Origin of the sequence: Bacillus sp. MM09(2025), assembly GCF_050496725.1 — a bacterium.
Taxonomy (GTDB): Bacteria; Bacillota; Bacilli; order Bacillales; family Bacillaceae; genus Bacillus; species Bacillus pumilus.
Genome location: NZ_JBNWEN010000004.1, coordinates 2,165,177 through 2,181,599 on the forward strand (window position 1 = coordinate 2,165,177; position 16,423 = coordinate 2,181,599).

Genomic DNA, 16,423 nt, shown 5'->3' on the forward strand with positions numbered 1-16,423 from the left:
CGGTTACCCCCTGGCTGTACGAGAAGTAAAATCAACATCTTGATAATAGCTGTTTTTCACAAGAACATTCGGACCAAGGCATTGTACGCTTGGACAATGACAATTCAGCTCTTTTGCTAATTTCGTGTCCATCCAGCGAGTATACGCGGATTGCAATGTATCAGTAGCAATATTTCCTAGCGGCGGTGTATCACCAAAGTCTGTCACAATAATATTCCCATCAAAAATATTCACATTCAGCCGTGAGCGTCCATCAGGGTCATTTCGTACCGTGACATGTTTCTCCTGACGCAATCGTTTGAGGAGGCGCTGGTCTTCTTCATCTGTGCTGCAAGAATAAAATGGCAGGGTGCCAAACAGCATCCATGTGTCTTGATCACGAATATCAAGCAGTTGATGAATCGCATCACGCATTTGCGGAAGCGTCAATGATTCAAGTGCGCTGGCAAAATCACTTGGGTACATCGGGTGAACTTCGTGGCGCTGGCATTTCATCTCCTCCACAATTTGCCGGTGGATGTGTTCAATATATGGAAGCGTACGCTTATTAAGCATGGTTTCAGCAGATACGGTCACACCTGCTTTGACAAGTGCCCGGCTATTTTCAATCATGCGGTTAAATAATTTCTCACGCTGCTCAAAGGTTGGTTTTCTGTCCATCATCGCAAAACCGATCGTTGCAAACTCTTCGACAGTTCCCCAGTTATGTGAGATGTGAAGGACATCTAAGTATGGAATAATTTCTTCATATCGCGCCAAATCAAGCGTTAAGTTTGAGTTGATCTGTGTACGGACGCCGCGTTCATGGGCATACTTTAATAAAGGGACGACATATTCCCGCACAGATTTGAGAGAAAGCATCGGCTCTCCGCCTGTAATACTGATTGAGCGCAGAAGCGGAACTTCATCTAAACGGCGAAGCAGTAAATCAAGCGGCAGTGCATTCGGGTCTTTAGGCTGCAAAGTATAGCCGACCGCGCAGTGCTCACATCTCATGTTACACAACGTCGTGGTTGTAAATTCAATATTTGTCAGCTTCATCTCTCCGTAGTCCTGCACATCGAGATAGGCTTCCCAAGGGTCATATGCAGGTGTAATCGGACGAAGTGCTGTTTTTTGGTTCATGGTATCTATCTCCTTTTCATTCGGGCAAACGTGGACCCGCCAACAGTTAATTTTAAGCCCCATCACCGTTATACGCAAGTGGGGTTTCATTGATTTACAAGGGAAAAAAAGATAAGCTAGAAACAAATGCTAAAGGGAGTGTATCTATGGGCAAGGCAGCAGACAGCAAAGAGCAGCAGGTTGATTATTTAAAGAACCGATTAGATATGTTTATGAATGTGATTGATTCATTAGATCCTGAATCAACAGATGTTGAGGATATAGACAGACTGATCCAGATGATTGACGACCTAGAAGCGAAATATGAACGGTTTAAAAATGATTGGAAGGAAGAATAGCTCGCACAGTGCGGGCTTTTTTCTTTAAATTGGCAGGTGGATCAGTGTATGAGTCTCGGTCTTATTCTGCACAATAGAAGAAAAACCGGGAAGTGACGTAAATGAAAAAATACATGCTCATCTGTTTATGTGCGCTTTTTGTATCTATGCCTCTCTCAGAAGCGGAAGCCGTGTCTAATCAGCCTGTCCATTGGGGATTTGCGAAAAGCAAAGAACATAAGCCGGCAGATGCGGGTAAAGAACTGAATGCCCTTTTAAAAAAGTATGATGCCTTCTATTTAGGAAACACGAAAAAGAAAGAGATCTATTTTACATTTGACAATGGCTATGAAAATGGGTACACGCCGAAGATCTTAGATGTGCTGAAAAAACATCAAGTACCAGGCACTTTCTTTGTGACAGGACACTTTGTTAAGGACCAGCCGGAGCTCGTCAAACGTATGGCAGAGGAAGGTCATATCATCGGCAACCATTCCTATCATCATCCAGATCTAACAACAAAGAGTACGAAAGAAATCAAAGAAGAGCTTGGGCGTGTCAATGAAGCCGTGTACAAAATCACTGGAAAACAAGACAATCTCTATCTTCGTCCGCCGCGCGGTGTATTCAGTGAAAGAGTGCTGAAGGAAACAAAAGAGCTCGGCTATCAAACCGTTTTTTGGTCAGTGGCGTTTGTGGACTGGCATATCCATCATCAAAAAGGAAAACAGTATGCTTACGATCAGATGATGAAGCAGGCGCACCCAGGTGCCATTTACTTACTTCATACCGTCTCAAGGGACAATGCCGAGGCATTGGATGATGCCATCACGGCACTGAAAAAACAAGGTTATGCCTTTAAAAGCCTAGACGATCTCATGCTTGAAAAAGTATGGCATCTCCCTCAGCTATAGAAAAAAAGCTTGCAGAACACCTGCGAGCTTTTTCTTTATCCTTCTCTTATTTTACGCTGAAACAAAATCGGATGATGGCGCGAGAAAGAATCAATCAAGCCCTCACCAAAAATTGTGATACTTTGCTCCCAAGGATGTCCTAGCAAGCCCCAATGCATCTCTTTTGATAAAAAGAAATAATAATCCCCGTTCGGAAGCACAGGCACTGTCCATTCTCCAAATTCATCTTTTTCAAATGAGCCGTATGGTGTGATCCAGTAGCATTCGTGCTGCCAATCAAGTGCCAGCATATATTCGTCTGTTCTGATAAGCTCCTGAAAAACAAGTAATGCTTTCTCTTCAAGGTCTTCATCAGCATGTAGAAGGCAAGAGTCCTCAAAATAAGCAGAAATATCATATGTAACGAAAGGAGAAGGTACCCGAAATGAGGGGAAACGAGAGAGACTCGGATGAAATTTGAAATCTCGATAGAGCGTCTCCCATACGAGCTTTTGTTCTTGATGAGACAATGGAATCCAGTTTTTCATCTAACCGCCTCCTCAGCCATTCTCTCTACACATTATTTGAATATGCGGAACCATCCTTTATGCTTAAACCACAAAAGCATACCCGAGACGAGCAGACCCATGAAAATCAGTACGCCAAAATAGCCATACTTCCAGTGTAATTCAGGCATGTTATCAAAGTTCATTCCGTACACCCCAACAATAAAGGTTAGTGGAATAAAGATGGTCGACACAATGGTCAATGTCATCATGATCGCATTCATTCGATTAGAATTCAGCGTCTGATAGCTGTCTCGTAAATCGGCTGTCATATCACGGTTTGATTCGACAATCTCGGTTAGTTTCAAAAGGTGATCATAAATATCATTAAAGTATGCTTGCCGGTTCGTATCACTTCTCATCATATTCGTGTTGACAATACGATATAAAAGGTCCCTCATCGGGATAATCGTTCTTCGCAGTTTGAGCAAATCGGATCGAATCCCGAATACTTCGTTCATCAATGTTCCATATGTTTTATGACCTTCTTCATCCTCGATTTCATTCAGCCTGTCCTCTATTTGATAAATAATAGGGAAATAATCATCGACAAGCTGATCAATTAACATGTAGGCGATATGCTCAGGCCCGCTGTTTCGGGCTTTATCAGATTCTTTGAGTTTTCGAATGACACGGTCAATGTATGGCGCTTCCTTCAAATGAAAGGTCACGATATAATTGTCACCAACAAACAGATCGATTTCCTCAGATCGAAGCGTTTTTTGATTCAGAGCATGAAGCACGAAAAATAAATAGCCTTCATAAAAATCAAGCTTCGGCCGCTGTAAATAATGGAAGCAATCTTCAATCGCAAGCGGATGGAATTGAAAGTATTCCTTCAAAAGCGCGGCTTCCTTTTCCGTAGGCGCATGAAAATCAATCCAATACCAGGCGATATCGGGGCTTGAAAGCTGCTGCAATGTTGCATGTTCAATCAAGTCGCCGTTTTTTGTCACTGCAATTTTCTTCAGCATGTGCACCCCTCCAGACTTGCATTATATCATGAAGCAGCACCGGTGAACTTATACGTGTTCTGCATAAAAAAAGCCGATCTCATCACTGAGATCGGTCCAATGTGCGTGTATGATTGATGGATAAAACCGAGAATTAAGGACGATGGAACGTAACAAATTTATCTTGACGGTCAAACCAGCCTCTGAACGCCCAGTTATCCCAGCCGCCATCACCGTTGTTTTTAAAGGTGCCGCTTTCAAATACCCAAATACCATAAACGACATTGCCAAGATTAGCAGTAGCAAAAGTTTTCACACCATTAAAACGGTCTTCATAGTTCTGGCTGAGGTTAAAGACCATGACATTATATCTGCCGCCAGCAGCATAGAATGTGCTTTCCATCACGCTTTTAACGAATCCAGAACGGTTGGCATTTGCGTTTACTGCGTTCACAATGGCATTGGCAATTCCAAGAACATCGAAGTTGACGTTAACATTAGGACTAGCTGTCGTTCCAGCTTTTCCTTCAGCCGCTTTGTTTAATACAGTTTGCTGTAGTGTAGTAGAGACGGGTGCTGACGTTTTTTTCTCCGCAGCGTCAGCGAATACTGGTAGTGTCGAAGAAACAGCAGTGGCAAGGGCAATAGAAAGAATGGTTTTTTTCATTGGTCAGATCTCCTTTTTTTAAAAAAAGTTTGGGTCTTCTTTTTCGTAAAAAGTGAAACTAGGTGAAGCCGGTGATCAATGAGGTAAAGTATGTTCCTGCAAGATAAAACAAATGATTGCCTAATCAGCTAATTTCTTTGTTCACCTCCTTGATATGTCATAATTATACAAATATTTTCAAGATAGAAGCTATCACCCAGAGGGTCTATTTCTAATTTAAGGAAAATGAACCTAATATCATGAAGGGTGCTGTCGAATTTTAGCTGAATTCGACTAAAAATGTTCCTTCATCCAAAAGGAAAATGACCGGAAATAAGGAAGATATAACTGATAAATTCTTGTACTCTTTATGTTAGAAAGTATTCAATATAGAGAATCATTCATGCAAAGTGAAACAATCGCATCTCGTGTTTGCAGAAAGGAAGAGGAAAATATGTGGGAAAAAGAGCTGACCGTTGAACCGCCATATCACTTTGATCAAGTGCTGCGTCGCTTATCAAATGATCCATTAAAAGCAGTCGATTTAAATAAAAGAGAGATCAAAGTACCAATCAGATTAGAACTAACACCATACGTTGTCGTCGTTCGAGCCACCGGAACAAAAGAAGCGCCCACGTTTCGGGTGAAAGGAAATGGTCCTGAGAAACCTCTCATCTGTGAGGTGAAACGGATATTTGGCATGGAACATCAATTAGACGCTGTGAATGAGCATTTTTCTCAAACAAATCTAGCGCCCGTTTTTGAGCGTCATAAGGGGACACCTCTCATGCTGGATTTTCATTTATATCATTGCTTGATGAAATGCATCATTCATCAGCAGCTTAATCTGGCGTTTGCTTATGAACTCACAAAACGGTTTGTTCATACGTACGGCGAGCAAATAGAGGGGGTTTGGTTTGATCCTTTACCAGAAACCATCGCCTCACTTGAAACAGAGGAATTGAGAAAGCTCCAATTTAGTGAGCGGAAAGCGGAATATGTCATCGATGTCTCAAAGCGAATTGTGAGCGGCTCTCTTTGTTTAGAAGAATTACACGAATTAACTGATCTGGAGGTGGAAGAACGTCTGCTTCCAATTAGAGGGATTGGACCTTGGACAGTTCAAAATGTGCTCATGAATGGACTTGGAAGACCAAATCTCTTTCCGATGGCAGATATCGGGATTCAAAACGCCATCAAGCGTCATTTTGACCTGCCTGAAAAGCCGACAAAAGAAGAGATGGCAGTGTTAAGCAAGGATTGGACTCCCTATTTAAGCTACGCATCTTTATATTTATGGAGAAGCATTGAGACAGATAAATGAAAGGGATTTTCTCTCTTTGTCCAAGTCATGGTATACTAATGAGATGGAATAAAATGAAGACAACCTATCAAGGGTTCAGATAGAACGGAGAGAATGAAGTGAAGGAAAAACAGCAAGGTGCCCTTTTGCAAAAGGGACAGCAGTTTCCGCTTACCATTAAACGCCTTGGCATTAATGGGGAAGGGGTCGGGTATTTTAAAAAGCAAGTGGTCTTTGTCCCAGGTGCGCTTCCAGGCGAAGAAGTGGTTGTGGAAGCAACGAATGTCCAAGCAAAATATGCAGAAGGTACGGTTAGAAAAGTAAGAAAGCGCTCCGAGCATCGAGTGAAACCGCCATGCCCAGTATACGAAGAGTGCGGAGGCTGTCAGCTTCAGCATTTGGCGTATGAGCAGCAGCTAAGGGAAAAACGAGATATTGTCATTCAATCAATGGAACGACATACAAAACTACCAGTTGAACAGCTTGATATCAGGCCGACGATCGGTATGGAAGATCCATGGCACTACCGAAATAAAAGTCAGTTCCAAGTAGGGCGTTCTCATAGCGGTGACATCATTGCAGGGCTTTACGGACTGAACTCTCATAAGCTTGTACCGATTAAGGAATGCATCGTGCAGCATCCAAAAACGAACAAAACAACGGGCGTTGTCCGCAAAATTTTAGAGAAATTCGGTGTATCGGTCTACAATGAACGGACGAGAAAAGGCGATGTACGCTCAATTGTTGTGCGTGTCGGTTTTGAAACAGGTGAAGTACAGGTCGTTCTAGTCACATCAAAACCTGAATTTCCAAAGAAAAAAGAAATTGCCGAAGCCATTCAAAAACGTCTGCCAGAAGTGACGTCCATTATGCACAACATCAATGGTGAAAAAACGTCGGTCATCTTTGGCCATAAGACATCTCACCTAGCTGGCAACATGGTCATTCAAGAATTTTTAGGAGACGTCTCCTTCGAACTGAGTGCACGTGCTTTCTTCCAATTGAATCCGAAGCAAACGCTAAAGCTTTACGACGAAGCGAAAAAAGCGGCAAAGCTGACTGGCAAAGAAAAAGTTGTCGATGCGTATTGCGGCGTTGGGACGATTGGGATGTGGCTTGCAGATGGCGCCAAAGAAGTACGAGGAATGGATGTCATCAAAGAATCGATTGATGATGCCAAGAAAAATGCTAAAAAACACGGCATGAAAAACGCGACCTATGTGACAGGAACAGCTGAACATTGGCTGCCAAAATGGGTCAAAGAAGGCTTCCGTCCTGACGTCATCGTCGTGGACCCGCCAAGAACAGGCTGTGAGCGCACCTTCTTAGACACCGTCAAACAAGTCAAACCAAAACGTCTTGTCTACGTCTCTTGCAACCCATCAACACTAGCAAAAGACCTCGAATACATGTCAAAAGACTACAAAATCGAATACATGCAGCCAGTCGATATGTTCCCGCATACCGCGCATGTGGAGACTGTTGTATCTCTCGTGAAAAAATAGACTTTAAACAAGGCTCGAAAATCATATTAGATTTTCGAGCCTATTTTTTCAAAATTGTTTCCTTTCCTCTTTAAACTTTAGTTCTCCGCATTACTCTCAAGGAATCACGTATATTTTTTGTGTATTGTAACTCTTACCCTAAATGTTAATTTTTTAATTGTTATATATTATTTTTAAAAATACATAGAGTATTACAAGTAATTTAATTTAACGATAACCTATAACTTGATGACTGAATGGTCGATAACTAAGGTATATTTGAACCGAAACGTATTTAGGAAATAGGGAGAGGTGCTTATGCCGAATAGTAATATATTTGAATATATAAAAGAAATAACAACATCCTCACGGAATGGAAAACTAGTTTTTTTTGTTGGTGCGGGAGTTTCAACGCTTTCAGATTACCCTCAATGGTGGAGGTTGGTAGATAAGTATCATGAAGAACTTTATGGGAGTTCTAAGAATGGAACCTATTCTTCAGATGAACTTCTTCGAATACCTCAAATATTTTATAATGTCAAAGGCCCAGCTGCATTTGATAATATACTAGAAGGCTTTTTTCAGGTAGATAAGTCTACTAATCAAATACATGACAAGATATTAGCTATGAATCCAGTACATATAATTACAACAAATTATGATAATTTGATTGAAACTGCTTGTTGGAAGAGAGGAAAGTATTTTAGTGTAATAAGCGCTGAAGAAGACGTTGCTAATGCCAATTCACCGAGGTATATACTGAAGGTTCACGGGGATTTTAGACTGGGATACAAAGGAGAAAATGTAGTATTGAAAGAAGATGACTATCTGAATTATGACCAGAATTATCCTCTTATTAGTAATCTAATGAAGACAATAATTGCAACGCACACCATTGTTTTTTTAGGTTATGGTTTAGCAGATTACAATATTAATATGTTGTTGAATTGGGTTAGAAAATTACAAAGGGATAGTTATAATAAACCATTTTTTATTAGAACAGATCCTTCACCTATTGAAAAAGAGACTCTAATTTATTATGAAAAAAAAGGGTTGCGAATAATTGATGCAGCTAGTTTGAAAGGTAGTAGTGAAACCGACTATTTTAAACGTTACTCAACAGTAATGAATTATTTGATTGATTCAAAAGAAAATAAATTTATTACAAAAGAAGATGTAATTGAATATATATATGAAAAAATCAGCCCATTATTTTCCTTACAGCATATTCGTAAAATTGACCTCAAACATGTTTTTGAATACGATTACCATTTTGAAGTGAATGGTACTGTTGTTAGGCATAATAATAAAGGCTTTGGTTATATGGAGCATTACTTTAAATTAAGAGAGGATAACAATGAGAGAAGTAAACTTTCTAAAGAACAGTGTGAAATGTTTAATGCTATTTTTAATTTCTTTGAGACGAATGGGATTATCTGTATGGCGAAAGACGCAGGCACTATGAATGTATCAATAGAAATTAGTAATTTGGCTTATCACGGTAAGTATGATGAGATGAGGAAATTTATTGAAGAACAATCTATGAATATTGAGGATGATTTTAAAAAAGCATTTTTCCTTGCGTGTTTAGGTAGATGGCAAGAATCCTATAATCTTTATTCAGAAGTCATTTTAAATTCTATAGAAGAATCAAATTTATGTTTACATTATCTATCACAAATAAATAGATATAGAGTTTATCAATCGATAACACAATCTGAAACACAATTTAGAGGCCATGGATTGTTTACTGAAGATTTTCTTGCTAGGATAGACAGTGAAATGAAAAATTTTGATATAGGCAATTTATTTAGTGGTATGCCGTCGGGGTTTCAAAAAAAATATAAGATACTTGAGTTTTTAAGTGATAATCAGTTTTTATATGAAGATACTGTAAAACTTTTTGAATTGACTAATAAAGTTCGTTCTGAAATGAGCAAAGGGTCTTATTCTTTTGGATTGTCATCTGATATTATTATACTTCTTCGTCTTACTGATAACTTGCGTTTCTTATATGAAAATTTTATTTGGTCTACTTCTTTTCGTGAATTCCATCAATATGTAAGAAACTCAATGAGTCTACTAATAGAAAAGGCTGAATATGAGCGAACGAGGGATATTGATGAAATTGGGGTTGCTTTTGGTGGGACGAAAACAGATTTTTATATTGATTACTACGATTTCGTTAATATAACGAGAAACTTTAAAATTGATGATATAAAGAATATAGAGAAAAGTTGTTCAATTGATAAAATTAGGTTTGATAAACAGGAAAAAATTGAAGAATACTTAGTCCGTATAGCAGAAGAAATTACTAAGCAATTTTCTGCTAATGAAATGAACATCGCTTTTTATAATCAGTTTATAAATGAAGCAAAAGTAGCACTCTACTTTGCTAAATATATAAAACTGTCAGAAGAGGGACTTATGAAAATAGTAAAAACATTGTTATTTCATATTCCTGAAAGATATTTAAATATAGGAGAACGCCATGTATGGTTAGAGAGATTAACTATATATAATGATTTACCAAAGTCAATAATTTCAATTATTGATGATTTTTTAGTGTTACAGGCAGAAAAACAAAATGATCCGAATTTTTCTGAATTGTCATCTAATGGTCGATATTCCAGAGACTACGGTGCTTTAATTAATCACTTTGAGGAGAGTTTCATTTCAAAAAGGTTATCCGAAATTGCTTTATGTTTAACGAAAGAAAAGCAAAAACAAATGAATTTTCTTTTTGGTTTATTATCATTATTATCTATAGAGGCTAAAAGTCACCTTTTGAGTTTGAAAAAAATTGAAGATATAGATGATCTAATGATTGCATATAGAATGGGCTTAATTGATGAGGTTAGTGTAGAGCATGAAGAAATAGTTATTAATTATTTAGAGACAAAAAAGAAACATTCCATTGCTGAGAAAAAAACAGGAATACATTTTTCTAATACCGACTACATGGGTACTCTTGGTGTTCTGTATTTTCTTGGGGAATTAAATAATTTGGAAATAGAAGAATATGTTGGTATTGATGATAAATACGATTTTTTTGTAAAGCCAGAGAATTTTGATTACAAAAGGTTTATACCAGCGTGGTTAAAAAATTTCAATGGTAGATTACTTGATGAAATCGCAAGAAATAAGCATATGAAAGATCATGTAATTCAGATATTAAAAGAAAGAGTGAAAAACACGAACGATAAGAGATATTTGGAGATATTAATGAATTACTTTATTTAGAATTTGAACATACCTACTAATATGAACCTTGAGTACATGTCAAAAGACTACAAAATCGAATACATGCAGCCAGTCGATATGTTTCCGCATACCGCGCATGTGGAGACCGTTGTATCAATGGTAAGAGTGTAAAAAGTGAAGTGAATAAGACTGTCCGTGATTTGAATACTGGTGTATTGCTGGTAGGATGATCACGGATTTTTTTATCAACTGATCCATAGGTGTCGATCAGAGTAAATCATAATAGAGGAGGATAACGATGAGTCAATTTGAGATTCTGACAAAATACATACCTATGTTTCAGGAGGACCATATCGGAGAATGGGTCATCGATCAAGAAAATGATGGTACAGTTGAACATCCGATTCAGATGCCCTTTGTGAATTATTCCGAAACGGTCCGTCACTTGATTGCAGATATTTATACCTTTGCAGAACAACATGAAGAGACGGAGCTTATCCGCTACAGAGAAATCCTGAAAGAAAATGGGATTGAATCGGGACTGAACGATATGGAGAACGTGGACATCTCAAATTTAAATGCGCAGTGCGTGCTTGCTCTTATGATGGAGGTTGTGAGAGCCGAACGATTTAGCGAGGGTGTCATCCTCAATTTCTTTAAAAGCGGAGCTATTGTAAAGTGCCTGGAAAGATTGGATTGTTTGGATTCAACAAATGAAAAGTAAAACACATGCAGTCAACACTTTTCGTCCTATGAAAATAGAAGAAATTGATTCCATTTTATTAAATGATCTTGATGCAATAAAAATGGAAAAAGAAGATGAGCGTATAAAATTCATTTTACAAGATCCCTATTGTCCTGATAAAAGTGATATTCACAGTGTGTATGTCATCTATAAAAGGTCTATACTCAATTTACTTGAAGGTAGGATACGCTCTATTCATAGTTATGAATTTATCAATGCTAAGAAAAAGGATCGAACGATTTCTAAAGAAAATATTGAATATGTACTAGAGATGGCTACAGTTGTGGTTCTTGAAAGTGAACATAGTGGAGTACTGACAAATTATTATTTTAGCGGAGTCGGTGAAAGGTTAGATTGTATTTTTAATCTATGCTTAGGTTATTCTTCGGATTTACAGAAAAAAGAGAACAAAGTAAGTTTGCAACGATGTATGAATGATATGAAGATTGTGGAAGAGATGGGCTTGTTAGAAAAATTTTAGAATAATGAGCAAAACCTAGATGTTAGAGACATTTAGGTTTTTTCGCGCTTTTGAAAAATTTATTCAACTTCATGTTGACCTTCCCCTTAACTGAAAGGTTTATACTTTGATCAGATCAACAAAACGGAGGAGATGCAGGATGTTCAAGATCGGTGATTTTTCTATGTTAAGTAAAGTGCCTGTTAAAACCTTAAGATACTATGACCAAATTGATTTATTAAAGCCAAAGCAGATTGATCAAGATTCGGGATACCGTTATTACTCAGCTGAGCAGCTGCTTGAGGTCAATCGAATTTTTCTGTACAAGGAATTAGGCTTTACGTTAAAGCAAATGGCTCAGCTTCTTCGTGAAGATATCTCAGTAGAGCAAATTCAGGGCATGTTTCTCTTGAAAGAAAGTGAGATTCAGCAATTGATCGAGAGAGAACAACAGAAATTAGCGCGTATTAAGGAACGGATGCACCTCATTCAACGAGAGGGATGTGTTGAAAAAGAACAGGAGGTCATCATCAAATCTGTTGAAAGCAAACGCATCATGTCTTTTCAATCGAGCGGAACGGTTGATGAGATCCCCTCATTTTTTCAGACGTTTCATCATTTATTACTTAAACAACAACAAGAATCGATCTCGGGACCACAAGTAGTGCTATGGAGGGAATCATTCGAAAAGGAAAGTGAGTTCGAATTTGAGGTAGGGTATTCCGTCAAAGCGTTAAAAGGCATTCTTCCTCAAGGAATCACGATACGTACGTTACCTGCTGAAGAGACTATGGCGACACTATTATTTCATTCCCATTCTCCATCTGCACAAACAGCTTGTATTGACCTAGCGACATGGATCGAAAATAATGGATACCGCGTGAAAGAAGACCAGCCGGGCCGAGAGATTTATTACCCGCTGTCTGAAAATGAAGAAGGCAGACTCATTGAAATTCAAATTCCGATTATAGATGAAATCAAATCGTAAACATTGCCCAAAGGAGAAACATCACGATGAAGAATAAAACCGTTGTTTATTTACTTGCATTAGCAGCTTTTTTAATTGGAACAATCGAATATATCATTACAGGCATTATCCAAATGGTCGCAAATGATTTACATGTCACGACGTCTGCTGCTGGATTATTGGTCACGTCTTTAGCGCTCTCAGCAGCCATCGGCGCACCGATTGTCATTGCACTGACCATCAATATAGACCGCAAAAAAATACTGTCATGGATGCTGATGATTTTTATTTTAAGTAATGTCATCACAAGTGTCAGCCATTCGTTTGAAATGGTGATGATGACAAGGATTTTACAAGGAATCAGTGGGGGGACGGCTATTGTAGTGGCAATGGCTGTTGCGACTCGTCTTGTAGAACGTGAAAAAAGAGGAACAGCTATTGGCATCATTTTAATGGGATTAAGCAGCTCCTTGGTTTTAGGCGTTCCAATCGGGACATTTCTAAGCAGTATAATCGGATGGAAAGCATTATTCGCAGCCATTGGATTGATCACGCTTATTCCGCTGATTGTTGTGTACAAGCGAATCCCCTCTATGAAAGAACAAGAACCGGTGACGCTTCGTATGCAGGTATCGATTTTAAAAGATAAGCGGATATTACTTGCGGTGGCAGTGACGCTATTTTATGTAGGTGGATATTCCACGTTATTTACCTATTTAACGCCCTTCCTGCAAGCATCAGCAAACCTTAGCATCACAGAAATCAGTGGCATTTTGTTACTAGCGGGAATATGCAGCTTTTTGGGATCCAGCCTTGGAGGGATGGCAGCAGATAAAAAAGGCCCAATATTCACGATTTTCACAGGAATCATTTTGCAAATCATCATGCTCATGCTGCTAGCATTCGTCACAGGGAATCTCGTGGTTATGGTGGCTGTCATCATGATATGGATGATCGCTACATGGAGCACATCACCAGCTCAGCAGCTATATCTTGTCACACTTGTACCAAAATCTCCAGATATCGCATTAAGTGTCAATACATCATTTATTCAATTCGGATTTGCCTTAGGCTCTGGTGTAGGAGGGTTTGTGCTAAGCGAAACATCTATATTAAACCTAAGCTGGATCAGTGCTGGCACGGTTTTTCTCGCTTTACTTATGACCATTTTAATGGTAGCATTTGGCCGATTTTCTCAGCGTAAGAGTTTGAAGGTGATCGAGCAAGGAAGCTAACTGACATTCAATGTTGTATGGAAGGAACTACTTAATTCGGGTAGTTCCTTTTTGATTTGAAGAATGCACCAGTGAAGTTGTTTATTTGCTACAATAGGAGTCAATATCCAAGCTGCTAGACAAGGAGAGAGTACAGAATGCCAATAAGTGAGGAAATGATCAATCGAAAAGGCGCTCGAAAAGGGACTGATATCCCCCATGAAGTTTTGAACCTTTTGAATCAGGGAGAGATCGAAAGTGTGAATTTAACTGAGTGGCTGGCTGTCAATCATATGACGCTAATACAGCATGTTTTGCCGTCCGCTGGTTTAGACCATCGTTTAGGGGAAGTATCATCTGAGATCGCTAAACAAAAAGCTGAATCAGGAATGAAAGCCATTCGGCTCATTGGTCAATTGTTAGATGGCGTGCTGCGTGAAGAGAATGAAGAAAAACAAGCGAAAGTGCTGCAGGTATTTGCTCACCACGTATCTGATAGCGTTCGATGCTGGGCTGCTTATATGAACAAACAGAGTTTATCAACATTGGAAGAGAAACTGGCGTACATTCAGCCATTTGCAGCCGATTATCATTTTGGTGTTAGAGAAATTGCGTGGATGTCAGTGAGAGAAAGTCTAAGTCTTCAGCTTGATCAAAGTATAGAGCATTTAACAGAATGGGCAAAAAGCGAGGATGAAAACATTCGCCGGTTCTCTGTAGAGTCGATCCGTCCGAGAGGGGTATGGACAAAGCATATTGAGTTATTAAAACAAGAGCCAGAGAGGGCACTCCCTATTCTAAATTTACTCAAATCCGATCCATCCACATATGTTCAAGATTCTGTAGGAAACTGGCTCAATGACGCGAGTAAAACACAACCAAATTGGGTAACGAACCTGTGCGACCAGTGGTCAAAGGATTCTGACACAAAAGCAACTAGCAGAATTGTGAAGAAAGCCAAGAGAACGATTGTGAAGGGGAATTTGTGAATAAGAACATGAACTGAATGAAGAGGATTTCTATCAATCAATCATTCAGAGAGAAAGTCTCAAAGCGAGCTCAGCAAACATATAGCCCCATTTCGTGGGATATAGTCTCTTCAATTCTGCATTCTATATATCTTATCTTCTCATTGTCATACTTTTGAATGAAATTGACTCAATAGAATTGACGCAAGAACCATGAATAGGTGAAGATGAAATAAACTGTAAGATAAAGGGAGACGAATAATGATACATATCGTATTTGGGGCAGCGGCTGCTGGTAGTTTAAAACAAGCATTCTGCGAAATGAAGCAAGAGCAAGTAAATGATATGATCGTTTTTCATGACATTTATTCGATTGGCCCCCTTCTGAAATTACAAGAACATGAGGGACAGGAGAAGCGTATAGAGTGGCTTCGTCACGTGATGTCAAATGAATTTGGCCATTTTGATGACGTGGTCATCGATCAGCATAGAATGATTCAGCAAATAAAAGATATCAAAGATGGTACGCGTATCCTCATCTGGACAGGCAATAATGCCCATGAACAAATTGGCTTGCGATATGCCATCTATTTATTAAAAGAAAAAAACATTGAATTATCTTTCATCAATACAACGACTGCGTTTGACAAGTTGTTCAATACAAATACAAGACGAATGGATATTCGACATGCAGGGGAAATCACATCTGAAAAATTGAAGGTTTTGTACAGGAGTAAAGAGCATATTCACGCAGTGTCAAAAGAAGAAAGAGAGAACTTACAAAACGAATGGCTATTATTTGCTAAAGAAAACCATACCCTGAGGGTTTGGCAAAAAGGACAAACGATCAGCGTACCAGAGGATGAATTTGATGCTTATTTAGTGAAAATGGCAAAGCGGCTTCATCAGTCCCATCCAGAAGAGAAGTACATCGTAACGCCACGCTTAATAGGAGAAGTCATCGGTCATTTAGAACAGTATATCGGTGATGATTTTATTGAGTATCGACTTAAGACATTAATTGATCAAGGGATCTTTGACATGATAGGAAGGCGCACCTCCATGCGTTATTACTCAATTAAACTGACAGAGTTCGGTCAACATTTCAAAAAATGGGTGTGCTGTCGAGAATTCGAGGATCATCCTTTTGTGAAAATTGAAGGAGATTATGGTGGTGAACCTTTTCATTGTGGGCATTGTCAATGTCATTTAGAAAGAGACGATGTACCAGTAAGCGATACACTTTTCTCGAAGATCTGGAATTGGAACATACAGTATGGCCGCTGGTTTGACGAAGAGACAGATGATTTGGTGCTAAATGGTGCAGACTTGGAAAAGAAATTCAATCAAGAAGGAGAGCGCATCACAGAAGAAGTGAAACGATCCTTATTCCCTGCGTTTCAAATTGAATACAGTCCAAGTAAATACACCCAGCATATCATTTAAAGAATGAATTTCGGAAGCACTGCAAAAAATAATGCTTTACATGATCCATCACCTTCATGTAAGATATGGAGAAATTAAAAGCGAAGAAAAGGACATGAGCCATTTTTACTCGTTATCAGAGAGGGAAGTCAC

Annotated in this window: 15 protein-coding genes, 1 pseudogene and 1 other annotated feature (1 of these 17 only partly in view); of the genes and pseudogenes, 12 read left to right on the forward strand and 4 right to left on the reverse strand. The window is 38.9% G+C overall.

The features are described from left to right. Positions 1-3: 3 nt before the first annotated feature. Positions 4-1,125, reverse strand: coding sequence for a radical SAM/CxCxxxxC motif protein YfkAB (yfkAB, locus tag ACQYAC_RS17090; RefSeq protein ID WP_429943753.1), 1,122 nt, complete (start codon positions 1,123-1,125; stop codon positions 4-6). Between the two features lie 146 nt (positions 1,126-1,271). Between yfkAB and ACQYAC_RS17095 the strand changes: the two genes are divergently transcribed. Both ACQYAC_RS17095 and pdaA read left to right on the forward strand, forming a co-directional pair. Then, positions 1,272-1,463 carry an SE1561 family protein gene (locus ACQYAC_RS17095; protein WP_012009274.1) on the forward strand — a complete coding sequence of 64 codons (192 nt, stop codon included), beginning with the start codon at positions 1,272-1,274 and terminating at the stop codon, positions 1,461-1,463. A 101-nt stretch (positions 1,464-1,564) separates the two neighbouring features. Beyond that, positions 1,565-2,356 (forward strand): delta-lactam-biosynthetic de-N-acetylase, encoded by a 792-nt coding sequence (gene pdaA / locus ACQYAC_RS17100; RefSeq protein WP_058015735.1) that lies wholly within the window; start codon positions 1,565-1,567, stop codon positions 2,354-2,356. Positions 2,357-2,391: 35 nt separating this feature from the next. Here the strand turns inward: pdaA and ACQYAC_RS17105 are convergent, their stop codons facing one another. The 3 genes from ACQYAC_RS17105 to ACQYAC_RS17115 all read right to left on the reverse strand — a co-directional run bounded on the left by ACQYAC_RS17105 (position 2,392) and on the right by ACQYAC_RS17115 (position 4,521). Next, on the reverse strand, positions 2,392-2,883 hold the full coding sequence (locus tag ACQYAC_RS17105) for a DUF2716 domain-containing protein (RefSeq protein WP_429943754.1): 492 nt from the start codon (positions 2,881-2,883) through the stop codon (positions 2,392-2,394). Positions 2,884-2,915: 32 nt separating this feature from the next. Further along, on the reverse strand, positions 2,916-3,875 hold the full coding sequence (gene corA / locus ACQYAC_RS17110) for a magnesium/cobalt transporter CorA (RefSeq protein WP_169057345.1): 960 nt from the start codon (positions 3,873-3,875) through the stop codon (positions 2,916-2,918). A gap of 133 nt (positions 3,876-4,008) precedes the next feature. Continuing rightward, positions 4,009-4,521, reverse strand: a complete 513-nt coding sequence (locus ACQYAC_RS17115; protein WP_044139727.1) for a hypothetical protein — start codon at positions 4,519-4,521, stop codon at positions 4,009-4,011. A 433-nt stretch (positions 4,522-4,954) separates the two neighbouring features. Here ACQYAC_RS17115 and ACQYAC_RS17120 point away from each other — a divergent pair, with 433 nt between their 5' ends. From ACQYAC_RS17120 to ACQYAC_RS17165, 10 genes and pseudogenes are all read left to right on the forward strand, one after another. Further along, the gene (locus tag ACQYAC_RS17120; RefSeq protein WP_429943966.1) at positions 4,955-5,824 is read left to right on the forward strand and encodes a DNA-3-methyladenine glycosylase family protein; all 870 of its coding nucleotides are present in this window, start codon (positions 4,955-4,957) and stop codon (positions 5,822-5,824) included. Between the two features lie 98 nt (positions 5,825-5,922). Then, positions 5,923-7,308 (forward strand): 23S rRNA (uracil(1939)-C(5))-methyltransferase RlmD, encoded by a 1,386-nt coding sequence (gene rlmD / locus ACQYAC_RS17125; protein ID WP_429943755.1) that lies wholly within the window; start codon positions 5,923-5,925, stop codon positions 7,306-7,308. A 297-nt stretch (positions 7,309-7,605) separates the two neighbouring features. Further along, the gene (locus tag ACQYAC_RS17130; RefSeq protein ID WP_429943756.1) at positions 7,606-10,530 is read left to right on the forward strand and encodes an SIR2 family protein; all 2,925 of its coding nucleotides are present in this window, start codon (positions 7,606-7,608) and stop codon (positions 10,528-10,530) included. A 48-nt stretch (positions 10,531-10,578) separates the two neighbouring features. Further along, positions 10,579-10,662, forward strand: a pseudogene (locus ACQYAC_RS17135) (hypothetical protein); the annotation flags it as partial. 127 nt (positions 10,663-10,789) lie between these two features. Then, positions 10,790-11,215, forward strand: coding sequence for a DUF6508 domain-containing protein (locus ACQYAC_RS17140; protein WP_429943757.1), 426 nt, complete (start codon positions 10,790-10,792; stop codon positions 11,213-11,215). Further along, on the forward strand, positions 11,205-11,717 hold the full coding sequence (locus tag ACQYAC_RS17145) for a hypothetical protein (protein WP_429943758.1): 513 nt from the start codon (positions 11,205-11,207) through the stop codon (positions 11,715-11,717). The genes ACQYAC_RS17140 and ACQYAC_RS17145 overlap by 11 nt, the downstream gene beginning before the upstream one ends. A 139-nt stretch (positions 11,718-11,856) precedes the next feature. Then, positions 11,857-12,684 carry a MerR family transcriptional regulator gene (locus ACQYAC_RS17150; protein WP_429943759.1) on the forward strand — a complete coding sequence of 276 codons (828 nt, stop codon included), beginning with the start codon at positions 11,857-11,859 and terminating at the stop codon, positions 12,682-12,684. A 26-nt stretch (positions 12,685-12,710) separates the two neighbouring features. Beyond that, positions 12,711-13,898, forward strand: coding sequence for an MFS transporter (locus tag ACQYAC_RS17155; protein ID WP_429943760.1), 1,188 nt, complete (start codon positions 12,711-12,713; stop codon positions 13,896-13,898). 137 nt (positions 13,899-14,035) lie between these two features. Further along, entirely contained in the window at positions 14,036-14,866 is an 831-nt protein-coding gene (locus tag ACQYAC_RS17160; RefSeq protein ID WP_429943761.1) for a DNA alkylation repair protein, read from the forward strand. A gap of 240 nt (positions 14,867-15,106) precedes the next feature. Next, positions 15,107-16,291, forward strand: a complete 1,185-nt coding sequence (locus ACQYAC_RS17165; protein WP_429943762.1) for a DUF1835 domain-containing protein — start codon at positions 15,107-15,109, stop codon at positions 16,289-16,291. 74 nt (positions 16,292-16,365) lie between these two features. Beyond that, positions 16,366-16,423, forward strand: a binding site (T-box leader) (it continues 165 nt past the right edge of the window).